The following is a 12,282-nucleotide window of genomic DNA, read 5'->3' on the forward strand; positions in this document are numbered from 1 at the left end:
GCCGTGCTCCAGGGTGTCGGCCGCGACGTGCCCGGCCAGGTGGTGCACACCGTACAGCGGCACATTCCAGGCCAGCGCGAACGCCTTGGCCGCGGTTCTTAGGCCGCGTCCCGGTAGGGGTGGCGCGGGACCCCTCCGGCCCGGGTCGCACGACAGTGGGTACGGCGGCGTCCCCTTGGGAGGTGATGACCGCCGCCGCACCGGCTTCTTAGGCCGCGTCCCGGTAGGGGTGGCGGGGGTGGTGCGGCGCGGCGGCGGATGCCGGGGAAGGGACGCCGCCGCGCCTGCTCGGGGGAGACAAGAACGGTGAGGGCGTCGGGAGAGGCGAGGGTGCCGGAGGTGTCGGGGGCACCGAAGCGGTCGGGGCGGTTGGGGTGGCCGGGGCGGTGAGGGGGGTCTCACGGCGGACGGTCACGGTCATGATCGCCTCGTACATTCGCCTCTCCAGGTCCTCGGCGCCGGCGGCCTCGACCATCAGCGGCTCGGTCGTCACCCAGGCGGCGATGGCGTAGAAGCGGCGGCTGCCCACGCCGTACAGGACGATCCAGCTCGGCCACGCCTGGGCGAGTCGTTCGGCCTGGGCGCGGGCCGGGCCGTCCCACAGGCGGCGATGCACCACGGCCGGGCGGACCTGCCCGGCGCGGTTACGGCCCGAGGTGTAGGAGTCGCGGGAGGGGCGGCGCCACATCATGCGTTCACCACCCCGGCCGCTGCGGTTTCCTCCTGGCGGGCGGTCTCGGCCCGCAGCTCATCGAAGGTGTCGGCGTCCATCGTGCGCTCGGCCCCGGCGTGGAACGCCTCCGGGGAGAACGGCTCCCGGCGGCTGGCCCAGAACCGGCCCCTGTCGCTGAGGAACACCTGCCAGCCGGGGATGGCCGGTGCGGGCGCGGCGGCCCTAACATCACTCATGGATCGCACTCCTTTGCGATCAAGGAGCCCCGCATGGCCTGTCCGCCTGCGGGGTTCCGCTTTACGTAACGCTGACTGCTGCCATAGTTGAAGTCACGCATTGTGTGGGACAAGACGCAGAGTGTTACAGGCGGAGCGTGTAAGCCGTGTAACAGGGCCGAGGCGAGGGCGATGGGCGCAGAATCGCAGGAGTGGCAGGAGTTCGGTCGCGCGATACGAAGCCGGCGAGAACAGCGTCAGATGACCCAACGGCAGCTCGGTGAGCTGATCAGTTGGGCCTACTCGATGGTGAGTCGCTGGGAGGCCGGCGGCCACCGCCCGCCCGTCGAGGCGATCGAGGCGATGGACGCCGCGCTTGGGGCCGAAGGGAGGCTGATCTCCCTGGGATTTCGTGCCGCCATGGCCGATAGCAACCGGCTACGGAAGGGTACCGTCGAGGCGAAAGCCTCAACATGGGATGAGGATGATGAGATGGAACGCAGGCGGCTCCTCCAGTTCGCCGCTGGAGTGGGTGCCATGGGCGCGCTCGGCGCCGATGACGCCGTACGCAAGGTGCTGGATCTCACGATGGAGCCCCGCCCCCTCGATGACTGGCACCTCGCGTGCGCCGACCATCTTCACGCCGTACGGACCCGTCCGCCCATGCAGGCACATCGCGACCTGCTCGTAGACCTGGCGGCTCTTCAGCGGCAACTGTCCCTCGGCGGGCCGGATACGGCCGAGCTGTACCGTGTCGTCGCCGTGCTGGCCTCCTACGAGGGCAGCGTGATGACCCGGCTGGCCGACCCTGGAGCGGCGATTCGCTGGTATCGCACCGCCAAGAGCGCGGCCAACGCTTCCGATGACCTCGACTTGCGGGTGCGGGTCCGTGCTCACGAGGCCGGGCACAGTCTGTATGGGCTGCGCGACCCCGGTACGGTGCTGGCGCTCTGCGAGGAGGCCGAACGCCTCGCGGGCTCGTCCCCGTCGGTCGGCCTGGTCATGACCCTGCGTATCAAGGCTCACGCTCTGGCCCAACTCGGGCGTCACCAAGAGGCGTTCGCGGAGCTACGCCGGGTCCTGGAGTTGGCGCACCGGGACATTCCCACGGTCGAGGGTTGGTGGAGCGGCAACGGTTCGATCAATCTGACCGAGAGTCAGGTGCACGCCGCCGCGGGACGGACCGAGGACACGGCCAAGGCCGTGGAGAGCGTCGTCGCCAACAGTGCGATCACCGACTATCACGTACCTGTGAACGCCCGGCTTCACCTCGCTCAGTGCGCCGTGGTGAACGGAGACATCGAGGGTGGGGCCGACATGGCGGCCGCCGCGCTGGACTCGCTCGCGCCTCCCTACCGGAATTCGATGACGACCGAGACCGCCCAGCGCGTGCTGTCCGCCGTCCCGATCGACCAGCGGCAACACCCGGCCGTCGCCCAACTGCGCCACCTCGCGATCACAGCGTAAGACGCAAAAGATCTCAACCGCGTCCGTCACGCATCGGACATGACGGCGCAGAGGGACGGTGGTTCGTCGTCGACCCTCGACGAGACGACTCGGTGCGGAGCGGTACGCCGAGAGCAAGTGGGAATTCGGCATGATTCGAATGGTTCTATAGTTTCACGATTCCAGAATAGGCCGAGCATGGATATTCTGCCTGAAAACATTCTAGACGACCTTGAAATTCTGTGGGACTACCACAACCTGCACCATGAGCTGCGGCATTCCGATATCGGAGTGGGGCTCGGGAGTCACGACATAGGAGTGGCCACCTTTACAGCTGGGCTTTTCAAGAGGGGAATGTTCCCGCGCCTCGTCTTCACCGGCGCCAACTCGCCGACCACGGTCAAGCGGTTCCCGCGAGGCGAGGCGATTCACTATCGGGACGAGGCCGTCGGGCTGGGCGTGCCTTCAGAGAGGATCCTTGTCGAGACGAGGGCGACCAACACGGGGCAGAACATCGAGTTCACCCGTACGCTGCTTGCGGATCACGGCGTAGACGTCTCGTCCGTCACGCTTGTGTCCCGTCCCTACCAGCAGAGGCGAGCGTACGCGACCTGCAGGAAGATGTGGCCCGAGGTGGATGTCATCTGCGCGGCCGAACCCTTGTCGCTGGAGGATTACATCGAATCGATAGGAGACGTTGAACGGGTCGCCGACATGATCGTCGGAGATACTCAGCGCATCTCCAAGTACGCTGAACTCGGGTTTGCCATACCGCAGGAAATGTCCGACGAGGTGCGACGCGCATACGATCGCCTCGTCACGGCAGGCCATACGAGCAGGCTGATCTGACCGGTGCCGAGTTCCGCGGGTCCCGCCTCGGCGGAGCGGACAACAACCGCGTCGAGGTGGCGGCGAACCTTCCGGAGGTCGTCGCCGTCCGCGACGGTAAGGTCCCGTCCGGCCCGGCGCTGACCTCCTCCCCGGCCGCCTGGAGCGATTTCCTCATGGGTGTCCGCGCCGGGGACCTCTGATCCTCGGCACGGAAGGCGCCGCGCGGCCGGATGCCCGGGAACGCTCCCGGTCGCGCCTCCCGATCGAGGCCCGGACGGCCATGGCGAACGTCCTTGGGGCGCTGGATGAGAAGATCGCCGCGTACCACCAGGTCAGCCGGTCAACGGCTGGGGCGCGTGATGCTCCTCCGGGCGTCCGCCCAGCTGTTCCGGTGAGCGGACAGGTCTCGGATCCTGAGATCAATGTGTCAAACGGTGGTGGCGTGTGGCAGACTCCGAGGCATCATGTTCTACGGTCTGCTCATTATCGGCAGGCGCGCTGGCTGACAAGGGACACCGCCAGCGCGCCGACCTCTCACGTCCGTGAGGGGTTTTTTTGTTTCTCGGAGCCGAGACGAGCGCGCGGCGATCAGCGAATCATCGAACCCGCGAAGGAGACCGATATGGCCGACGACCGCTTCCATGTCTACGACACGACACTGCGTGACGGTGCCCAGCAGGAGGGCCTCAACCTCACGGTGGTCGACAAGCTGGCCGTCGCCCGCCAGCTGGACAGCCTGGGAGTCGGCTTCATCGAGGGGGGCTGGCCGGGCGCCAACCCCAAGGACACAGAGTTCTTCAGGCGTGCTCAAACAGAGCTGGACCTGAAGCACGCGCAGCTCACCGCGTTCGGCGCGACCCGCCGGGCCGGGGTGAAGGCAGCCGACGACCCATTGGTGGCCGCTCTGCGCGAATCCGGCGCGCCGGTCGTGACCCTTGTCGCCAAGAGTCACGACCGGCACGTGGAGCTCGCCCTCCGCACGACCCTCCGGGAGAACCTCGCGATGATCCGCGACACGGTCTCCCACCTCCGCGCGGAGGGACAGCGGGTCTTCCTCGACGCCGAGCACTTCTTCGACGGCTACGCCTCCAATCCGGCCTACGCGCTGGAGGTGCTGCGCACCGCGGCCGAGGCGGGCGCCTCCGTCGTCGCCCTGTGCGACACCAACGGCGGCATGCTCCCCGACGAGCTCGCCGATGTCGTCCACGCGGCCGTGCAGACGTCCGCCAGGATCGGCATCCACTGCCACGACGACACCGGCTGCGCGGTGGCCAACACCCTCGCCGCGGTGAAGGCCGGCGCCACCCACGTGCAGGGCTGCGCCAACGGGTACGGCGAGCGGGCCGGCAACGCCAACCTGTTCACCGTCGTGGCCAACCTCCAGCTCAAGCGGGGCTTCGACCTCGTCCCGCCCGCCGCGCTGGCCGACATGACCCGCATCGCGCACTCGATCACCGAGGTCACCAACGTCACCCCGAACTCCCACGCCCCCTACGTGGGTGTCTCCGCCTTCGCGCACAAGGCCGGGCTGCACGCCAGCGCCATCAAGGTGGACCCCAACCTCTACCAGCACATCGACCCCGCCCAGGTGGGCAACGACATGCGCATGCTCGTCTCCGACATGGCCGGCCGCGCCTCCGTCGAGCTCAAGGGCCGCGAGCTGGGCTACGAGCTGTCGCCGGACACCTCCCGCGAGCTGGTGAACCGGGTCAAGGACCTGGAGTCCAAGGGCTACACCTTCGAGGCCGCCGACGCCTCCTTCGAGCTGCTGCTCCGCGACACCGTGGCGGGCGAGCGCAGGCGCCACTTCGAGGTCGAGTCCTGGCGGGTGATCGTCGAACGGACCCGCGGCGGCGAACTGGTCAGCGAGGCCACGGTCAAGCTGCACGCCAAGGGGGAGCGGATCGTCGCCACCGGCGAGGGCAACGGGCCGGTCAACGCCTTGGACCGTGCCGTCAGGCTGGGGCTGGAGCGGCTCTACCCGGAGCTGGCGGCGGTCGAGCTGATCGACTTCAAGGTGCGGATCCTGGAGGGCGCCCACGGCACCGACGCGGTCACCCGCGTACTGATCACCTCCAGCGACCCGACCTCCGAGTGGGCCACCGTCGGCGTCGACGAGAACATCATCGAGGCCTCCTGGCAGGCACTGGAGCAGGCGGTCACCTACGGCCTGCTCCGGGCGGGCCACACCACCGACTGATTCCTCCGCCGGGGCGGGGAGGCCGGGAAACGTGGGGTACGGCCCGGCCGTACCCCACATCTGGGCTCTCCCGGGGACCCCGGGGGAGGGGTCTCCCGAGGGGATCTCAGGAGAGGCCGGTCCCGGCGGCCCGGAAGCTCACCGGGCCCTTGGCGGTCTCCAGGCGGACCTTGCCGCCCGAGCAGGAGACCGCGGGGTTGTCGACGCCGGGGACCACGACGGTGAGCAGCGCGTTCTCCGAGGTGGGGGAGAGGACCGCGGGAGCGGCCTGCTTGCGCAGGTAGGCGGGGGAGACCCAGCCCTGGTAGGGGTTCTGCAGGCCCTGGACCACCCGCAGCCCGTCCACCGGCCTGCACGACGGCATCGAGAGCTGGACCAGCGTCGCCTTCCAGCCCGTCCTGTCCTTGACCACGACCCGGCCGCCGGTGTTGGACACGGTGGACAGCTCGCGGGCGAGGTGCCAGACGTTGCCGACCCGGGAACCCCGGGGGACCGTGTCCAGCACGGCCATCACGTCCTGCTCGTGGTTGACCAGCACCGAACGGGTTCTCGGCACGCCGTACGCCCTGTCGGTCAGCCGGTGGCTCTGCCTGCCGTCGCGGATCGAGGAGCCGCTCAGAGTGGTGGCGGTTCTGGCCCGGAAGGCGGCGCCGATCACGGCCGGCGTGTTGTGCGCCTGCGGGGACATGGTCCAGCGGCGGTAGGGGTTGTTCTCGTAGGAGTGGAAGCCCACGTCGACCAGGACATCGCGCCCCTGGGCGTAGTAGGTCACGCCTAGGTGGTCCTCGTGGCCGTGGTACTTCAGCCCGGGGCCGAAGCGGATGGAGTAGAACGCCGACGCGGGGTCGTCCCAGGCGGTGCGCCCGTAGACGTAGCCGTTGCCGAACACCCGCACGGTCTTCTTGGGGTGGGTGTATCCGACCGGCCGCACGTCCGCGCCGCCGTCGCCGATCGGGACCATGAACCCGTTCGGCTGGGTGGAGTGCGAGATGAAGTCCTCCAGTGACTCCCACCGCCTGGAGATGTCGGCGGGCACCTTCCTGCCGCACTCCTCGATGCGGTCCATCGCGACCTTGAGCCGCTCGTAGACGTAGATCGCGTAACGCGGCGCCTGCTCCCGCAGCACGCCCTGGGAGTCGACGTCGAGTTTCACCGTCTCGGTCAGCCGCCTGACCGCGAGGTTGGACCAGCTCGTGTTCTTGTATCGGCAGCCGATGCCGAGCAGTGCGATGTCCTGGTCTATCCCGTGGTTGTGGCCCTTCTCGTAGCGGCGGGGGTCGGACAGCACCGTGGCGTGCTCGGCCAGGCTCTTGGAGAGCCAGGGCGCGTCGACGTGCTTGCTGAGGCAGACCAGCGCGGGCGCGCGCAGCGCGATCGGGTGTTCCTGCCAGGCGTAGGGGCTGGCCTTGGCCCCGCCGCCGCCTCGGGGGTTGTCCGCCACCCAGTCCTTGGCGATCTCGGTGGCCCGGGCCAGGTAAGCGCTCTCCCCGCTGGTCTCGTAGTCGGCGACCAGGCGGCCCATCCAGCGCAGCGAGTGGAAGACCATGCTCCAGGACCGGTTGCGGTAGGGGTCGGTTCGCCAGTTGACGTCCTTGTCCACCCGCACCGGGGGCAGGCCCACGAAGTCGACCTTGCCCGCCATGATGTCCGCCGCCGCCGGGGTCGCCGGCAGCCAGTCGCCCTGGCACTCGGCGGTGCGTTTGACCGTCTCGGCCGCCTCGGCGGTGACGGTCGTCGCACCGCAGGTCAGGAGGAGGACGAGGGAGAGGGAGAGGGGGAGTGCTTTGGTGCGGCGGCGCACGCCAGTTCCTTCCGGGCCGGACGAAGATAGCTGATCATGCTCTCCGAATCCCACCAAAACGGTCAAGTCGAGCGGCTTTTTCCCAGCACATCGTTAGCAACCAGACGCGTGGCAGAGGTTTACCGCTCTCCGGACGGATTCATCGGTGCGGGCCGGTCGCGGATGGTCCGGCGCGTGGGCCAGGCTGGGCGCATGAGACTCGCAGACATCGTGATCCCCGAGACCCCCGCGACCCGTGCCGCGCTGGAGGTGGCCACCGCCTACTGCTCGCCCGCGCTGCTGAACCACTCCGCGCGGTCCTATCTGTGGGCCGCGGCGTACGGCCTGGCCAACGGCGTCGCCTTCGACGCCGAGCTGCTGTACGTCTCCTCGATGTTGCACGACATCGGCCTGGTCAAGGAGTTCGACAGCCACACCGTGCCGTTCGAGGAGGCCGGCGGGCACCTCGCGTGGGTCTTCGGCGCGGCGGCGGGGTGGCCCGTCGAGCGGCGGGCGCGCGCGTCGGAGGTGATCGTGCGCCACATGTGGGAGAAGGTGGACGTCGCGGAGGACCCGGAGGGGCACCTGCTGGAGATGTCCACCGGGCTGGACATCTGCGGACGACGCTGGGAGGACCTCCCCGCCGGGCTGCGGGCCGAGGTGCTGGAGCGCCATCCCCGGCTGGGGCTCGGCGGGGAGTTCATCGCGTGCTTCAGGGACCAGGCCGACCGCAAGCCGGAGAGCCCGGCCGCCCTGTGCGTACGCGCCGGGATCGCCGAGCGCATCGAGGCGAACGCGCTGGACCGCTGACCGGCCGGTACGGCGTGCCTCTCACCCGGTCCGGGGACCGGCGCTCTGCACGACCTCGAACGACCAGAGCTCGGCATCGGAGGCGGCGGGCCCCTGCCCGTGGCCGTGTCCCTGCCCGTGTCCCTGCCCGTGTCCCTGGCCGGTGGCCTGTCCGTGCGGCTGCTCCCCGCCGTGCCCGTTCCCGTGACCCGGTCCGCCCGGTCCCGCGCCCGCCTGCCCGGCGCCCGCCTGGGCGTGCCCCCGCTGGAACGCCTGACTCTCGGTCCAGCGCCGGAAGTCCTCCTCCGACCGCCAGCGGGTGTAGACCAGGTAGCGGTCGGTGCCCTCCTGCGGGCGCAGCAGCTCGAACCACTCGAAGCCCTCGGCGGACTCCACCACCCCCGCCCGTCCGGAGAACCGGCGCTCCAGTTCCTCGCGCATCTCCGGGGACACCGTCAGCACATTTATCTTCACGACCGAAGGCACATCTTCTCCTCGAAGTGTTGGTTGCCCTGACCACTCTATGATCGGCGGCCGGTCAGACGACGGTCCTGCGGGGGTGCGGAGGCTCCTCCAGGCTCACCTGGGCGACCGCCGGTACGGTCTCCATCTCCAGGGCCTGACGCATGTGCGGGATGGCGTGGCCGCCCAGGTGTTCACGGAGCGCGCTCATCGGGACGTTCTCGTCGGCCACCACGCGCAGCCGTACGGCGGGGTGCGCCCTGGTGCCGATCATCGAGGCGCCGGCGCTCAGCACGGCGGGGTGGGCGCCGACCTCGTCGGCCATCGCGTTGGCCACGGTGTCCGCCCGGACGTCGGTGACCCCGTCGGAGCCGCTCTCCAGGCGGAAGTCGCCCAGCCGCTCACGCCGTCCCTGGACCAGCAGCCAGCGCAGCCCGAACAGGGCGAGCACGACGGCGCCCGCCGCGATCACCCACCACAGCCACGGGTCGTAGCGGGCGAAGGCCGCCCGTACCGGGTCGTTGATCAGCGGCTCCCCGCCGGGCGCCACGTTCTGCGGCCACGCGTGCGCGCCGCGGGCGAGCGTGTAGCCGCCCAGGAGCGTCAGCAGCAGCCCTATGATCAGCAGCCCCAGCCGGTTGCCCCGTATGGTCTTCCTGTCCATGGCGATCACTTTCCCCGCAGGCGCACGCGCACGGGATAGTCGTTCAGCGGGGTGAGCGCGGCGATCCGCGCCGCCACGGTCCGCCGTACGGCCTCGGCGAGCCCGGTGGGGTCCCGCAGCGGACTGTGGGCCGTCACCTCCGCGGTCCTCCCGCGCAGCCTCACCCGGGCGTGGTCCACCCCCTGCACCTGCTCGGCCGCGTGGGCCAGGGCACGGGTGAAGCCCCGCGGTCGCATGCCGATGATCAGATTGGGGTCGCCGGTCCTGACCGGAATGAGCCTGGGCCGGCCGGGCAGGAGCGCGAGCAGCACGAGCAGCAGGCCCAGCGCGGTGACCACGCCCGCGCCCAGCATCACCGACGGGTCGTCCCAGCGGGTGGAGGACGCCCAGGCCGACAACCGGTCGTACGGTATCCAGCGCAGCGGGCGGCCGAGCAGCGCGGAGATCACCTCCGCGGCCACGACGGCGCCGATCACGGTCATCAGGGCGGCGGTGATCACGGCGGGGATCACCCGGCGCGGGCGGAAGGCCCTGACCGCCGCCCGGTCCGCTCCGGGGTTCCTCGGAACCTCGGCGGGCGCGGGCGGGGTGGGCTCATCCGGATGTCCCGCGCCGGGTGCGGTCGTCGCCTCCGGGACGGGACCTGTCCCGGAGACAGGATCCGGGACAGGTCCCGCGCCGGAGGCGGGAACAGGCGGCCCGGTGGGAGGGACGGTCATCCGCCGTCCTCCTGCCGGGCGGGGACCACGCCGGTCACGTCGATGTCGATGTGGCCGACGGTCAGGCCGGTCAGCGTGTGGACCCGGTCGTTCACGTGCCGCCGGATCTCCTCGGCCACGCGCAGGAGCGGGGCGGGGTATCGCACCGTCACCTCAAGCTCCAGCGTGACCAGCCCTCCGTCCATGACGGCGCGGGTGCGCCTGCCGAGGGCCGTGGCCTTCCGTTCACGGACCGCCACGACCTGCTCCACCTCCCGGGCCGCGCGGGCGGCGATCCGCGTCACCACCCGCTCGGGGATGTCGGTCCTGCCCCGCAGCTCGGCCGGTACGGCGGGCCCGGCCGGGCCCGACCTCCGCGTCACGTCCGTGGGCGCGGTGTTCCCCGGCCCCGGGTCGTGACGGCCGGTCGCGCCGGTGGACGTCCCGGCTTCGGAGGGTGTGGCGCGGTGCTCGACCGGGGCGGTCATCGTCGCCTCGCGGCCAGCCGGGACAGATCGACCTCGCCACCCTCGACGACGTGGCCGACGAGGAGTCCGACGGCGCCCAGGACCAGCACCAGCAGGAACGCGCCGAGACCGCCGAAGGCTCCAGCGAATCCCAGTGCGATGCCGACGAACAAGCCGATCACTGTCCAAATGGGGAGCTGATTCATCGCATACCTCCGATATGTACGTTCACCGGGCGGTCTCCCACCAGGGGTGCGAGCGCCGTCCGGACCTCGTCGGCGATCTCCGGCAGCGGTCGCCCCGGCTGGACGACGATGGAGATCTCCACCTCGTCGTCACGGAGGGCGACACCGGGGATCTTCTCCCCCGGCAGGTAGGTCGCCACGACCCCGAAGGGGCCGCCCGACAGGTCCGCCACGCCGGGGCAGCGCCGTACGGCGTCCGCTATCTCGTGCGCGAGCTCGCTCACTGGACGCGCGGCTCCGGCTCGGACTGCTCGGATCCGCCCTTCCTGCCGCCGGTGTCGCCACCGGTGTCCTGGTCGGGCAGGTGGACGTCGTCGACCTTGATGTTGACCTCGGTGACCTCAAGCCCGGTCATGCGCTCGATGGCCGTGATCACGTTGCGGCGCACCGCGGCGGCGAGGTCCGGGATGGCCACGCCGTACTCGACCACCAGGTCGAGGTCGACCGCGGCCTGCCGCTCGCCCACCTCCACGGACACGCCCTGCGTGGCGCTCGCCTTGTCGCCGCTCACCATGCCGCGGACCGCGCCGAGGGCGCGTGCGGTGCCGGCGCCCATGTTGTAGACCCCCGCGACCTCCCGGGCCGCCAGGCCGGCGATCTTCGCCACGACCCCGCTGTCGATACTGGTGGTCCCCTTGGGGGTAACCAGACCCCCCTGGCCCGCGGGGACGTCGGTCCGGGCCCGCGACGCCGGGCCCTCGCCGCCGTTCGGCCTGTTCACCGTGTTGGCTTCGGTCACGTCGATTACCTCCCCCGAGGGGAAGACGGTCTGCTTCCCCGGAAGTCACCTCTAGCTCGTAATACCCCCCATATGAACAACAATCGGCACATATCTCTTCTTAGAGAATCCTTTATATTGACATCTCGGGCTTTTAGTAACTTTTTTGAATCTAACGGCTTTGTGTGTGTTTTGTCGCTTTTGGGGTCCTGTTGGGGGCCGTACGGCGCGGGGCCATCGGTACGGTTCCGGCGGCCGGCCACGGTCCGGCGGGACTCCGGGCGCGACTAGCCTTGTCGTGTGCGCATAGCGAGGTTCTCCACAGGTGAGGGTGTCGGATTCGGCGTGGTCGAGGGTGGACCCGGCGAGGAGTTCATCTCCGCGATCTCCGGCCACCCGTTCGGCTCGATCCAGTTCACCGGTGAGCGTCACTCGCTCTCCCAGGTCAAGCTGGTCGCGCCGATGCTGCCCAGCAAGGTCGTCGCGATCGGCAAGAACTACGCCGACCACGCCGGCGAGATGGGCGGTGAGGTCCCCGACGAGCCGCTGGTCTTCCTCAAGCCGTCCACCTCGGTGATCGGCCCGGGGGAGACCATCACCTACCCGACCGGACTGACCCGCCGGGTCGACTACGAGGGCGAGCTGGCGGTGGTCATCGGCCGTCTCTGCCGGGAGGTCCCCGCGGAGCGGGCCCACGAGGTCGTCTTCGGCTACACCTGCGCCAACGACGTCACGGCCAGGGATCTGCAGCAGAAGGACGTCCAGTTCACCCGGGCCAAGGGCTTCGACACCTTCTGCCCGCTCGGCCCGTGGATCCAGACCGAGCTCGACGCGGGCGACGTGGGCATCACCACCACGGTGAACGGCGAGGTCAAGCAGAGCTCCCGCACATCCCATCTCGTCTACGACATTCCCACGCTGATCGCCCACGTGAGCGCGGTCATGACCCTGATCCCCGGTGACGTCATCCTGACCGGGACGCCCGCCGGGGTCGGCCCGCTGAACATCGGCGACAAGGTCAGCGTCGGCATCGAAGGAATCGGCACTCTCACCAACCGGGTGGTCTCCCGTGATTAGGGTTCGTTTCGCTCCCT

At 69.8% G+C, this 12,282-nt stretch carries 16 protein-coding genes and 1 pseudogene; 6 read left to right on the forward strand and 11 right to left on the reverse strand.

Features of this window, described 5'->3' with window-relative positions; all coding sequences use genetic code 11:
- From ABZ194_RS04340 to ABZ194_RS04350, 3 genes and pseudogenes are all read right to left on the reverse strand, one after another.
- A pseudogene (locus ABZ194_RS04340) lies at positions 1–96 on the reverse strand (hypothetical protein); the annotation flags it as partial.
- A 112-nt stretch (positions 97–208) separates the two neighbouring features.
- Complete coding sequence (locus ABZ194_RS04345; RefSeq protein ID WP_355592204.1) at positions 209–691, reverse strand: hypothetical protein; 483 nt, start codon at positions 689–691, stop codon at positions 209–211.
- Entirely contained in the window at positions 688–909 is a 222-nt protein-coding gene (locus tag ABZ194_RS04350) for a hypothetical protein (RefSeq protein ID WP_355592206.1), read from the reverse strand. Before ABZ194_RS04350 ends, ABZ194_RS04345 begins: the two co-directional genes overlap by 4 nt.
- Positions 910–1,080: 171 nt before the next feature.
- Here ABZ194_RS04350 and ABZ194_RS04355 point away from each other — a divergent pair, with 171 nt between their 5' ends.
- From ABZ194_RS04355 to cimA, 4 genes are all read left to right on the forward strand, one after another.
- Positions 1,081–2,355, forward strand: coding sequence for a helix-turn-helix transcriptional regulator (locus tag ABZ194_RS04355; RefSeq protein ID WP_355592208.1), 1,275 nt, complete (start codon positions 1,081–1,083; stop codon positions 2,353–2,355).
- A gap of 177 nt (positions 2,356–2,532) precedes the next feature.
- Positions 2,533–3,183 carry a YdcF family protein gene (locus tag ABZ194_RS04360; RefSeq protein ID WP_355592210.1) on the forward strand — a complete coding sequence of 217 codons (651 nt, stop codon included), beginning with the start codon at positions 2,533–2,535 and terminating at the stop codon, positions 3,181–3,183.
- Positions 3,180–3,365, forward strand: coding sequence for a DUF397 domain-containing protein (locus tag ABZ194_RS04365; protein WP_355592637.1), 186 nt, complete (start codon positions 3,180–3,182; stop codon positions 3,363–3,365). Before ABZ194_RS04360 ends, ABZ194_RS04365 begins: the two co-directional genes overlap by 4 nt.
- Before the next feature lie 422 nt (positions 3,366–3,787).
- Positions 3,788–5,365, forward strand: a complete 1,578-nt coding sequence (gene cimA, locus ABZ194_RS04370) for a citramalate synthase (protein WP_355592212.1) — start codon at positions 3,788–3,790, stop codon at positions 5,363–5,365.
- Positions 5,366–5,471: 106 nt separating this feature from the next.
- On the opposite strand, the gene ABZ194_RS04375 is transcribed toward cimA, so the two are convergent.
- Positions 5,472–7,166 carry a heparinase II/III family protein gene (locus ABZ194_RS04375; protein WP_355592214.1) on the reverse strand — a complete coding sequence of 565 codons (1,695 nt, stop codon included), beginning with the start codon at positions 7,164–7,166 and terminating at the stop codon, positions 5,472–5,474.
- Between the two features lie 192 nt (positions 7,167–7,358).
- On the opposite strand from ABZ194_RS04375, the gene ABZ194_RS04380 reads away from it, so the two are divergent.
- Entirely contained in the window at positions 7,359–7,955 is a 597-nt protein-coding gene (locus ABZ194_RS04380; protein ID WP_355592216.1) for a cyanamide hydratase, read from the forward strand.
- Positions 7,956–7,976: 21 nt separating this feature from the next.
- Here ABZ194_RS04380 and ABZ194_RS04385 read toward each other — a convergent pair whose 3' ends face one another.
- From ABZ194_RS04385 to ABZ194_RS04415, 7 genes are read right to left on the reverse strand one after another with little or no spacing between them, the layout of a single operon-like run.
- The gene (locus ABZ194_RS04385; RefSeq protein ID WP_355592218.1) at positions 7,977–8,420 is read right to left on the reverse strand and encodes an antibiotic biosynthesis monooxygenase; all 444 of its coding nucleotides are present in this window, start codon (positions 8,418–8,420) and stop codon (positions 7,977–7,979) included.
- A 52-nt stretch (positions 8,421–8,472) separates the two neighbouring features.
- Entirely contained in the window at positions 8,473–9,060 is a 588-nt protein-coding gene (locus tag ABZ194_RS04390; protein ID WP_355592220.1) for an alkaline shock response membrane anchor protein AmaP, read from the reverse strand.
- A 5-nt stretch (positions 9,061–9,065) separates the two neighbouring features.
- Positions 9,066–9,779 (reverse strand): DUF6286 domain-containing protein, encoded by a 714-nt coding sequence (locus ABZ194_RS04395; protein WP_355592222.1) that lies wholly within the window; start codon positions 9,777–9,779, stop codon positions 9,066–9,068.
- Positions 9,776–10,246: an Asp23/Gls24 family envelope stress response protein gene (locus tag ABZ194_RS04400; RefSeq protein ID WP_355592224.1), complete on the reverse strand. Its 471-nt coding sequence runs from the start codon at positions 10,244–10,246 to the stop codon at positions 9,776–9,778. Before ABZ194_RS04400 ends, ABZ194_RS04395 begins: the two co-directional genes overlap by 4 nt.
- Entirely contained in the window at positions 10,243–10,431 is a 189-nt protein-coding gene (locus ABZ194_RS04405; RefSeq protein ID WP_355592226.1) for a hypothetical protein, read from the reverse strand. The genes ABZ194_RS04400 and ABZ194_RS04405 overlap by 4 nt, the downstream gene beginning before the upstream one ends.
- A complete protein-coding gene (locus ABZ194_RS04410; protein ID WP_355592228.1) occupies positions 10,428–10,694 on the reverse strand; it encodes a hypothetical protein in 267 nt (88 codons plus the stop codon). Before ABZ194_RS04410 ends, ABZ194_RS04405 begins: the two co-directional genes overlap by 4 nt.
- Positions 10,691–11,119 carry an Asp23/Gls24 family envelope stress response protein gene (locus tag ABZ194_RS04415; RefSeq protein WP_355592639.1) on the reverse strand — a complete coding sequence of 143 codons (429 nt, stop codon included), beginning with the start codon at positions 11,117–11,119 and terminating at the stop codon, positions 10,691–10,693. The genes ABZ194_RS04410 and ABZ194_RS04415 overlap by 4 nt, the downstream gene beginning before the upstream one ends.
- Positions 11,120–11,488: 369 nt before the next feature.
- On the opposite strand from ABZ194_RS04415, the gene ABZ194_RS04420 reads away from it, so the two are divergent.
- Entirely contained in the window at positions 11,489–12,265 is a 777-nt protein-coding gene (locus tag ABZ194_RS04420) for a fumarylacetoacetate hydrolase family protein (RefSeq protein WP_355592230.1), read from the forward strand.
- The last annotated feature ends 17 nt before the right edge of the window (positions 12,266–12,282 follow it).

Origin of the sequence: Streptosporangium sp. NPDC006007 (assembly GCF_040614315.1) — a bacterium.
Lineage (GTDB): Bacteria > Actinomycetota > Actinomycetes > Streptosporangiales > Streptosporangiaceae > Streptosporangium.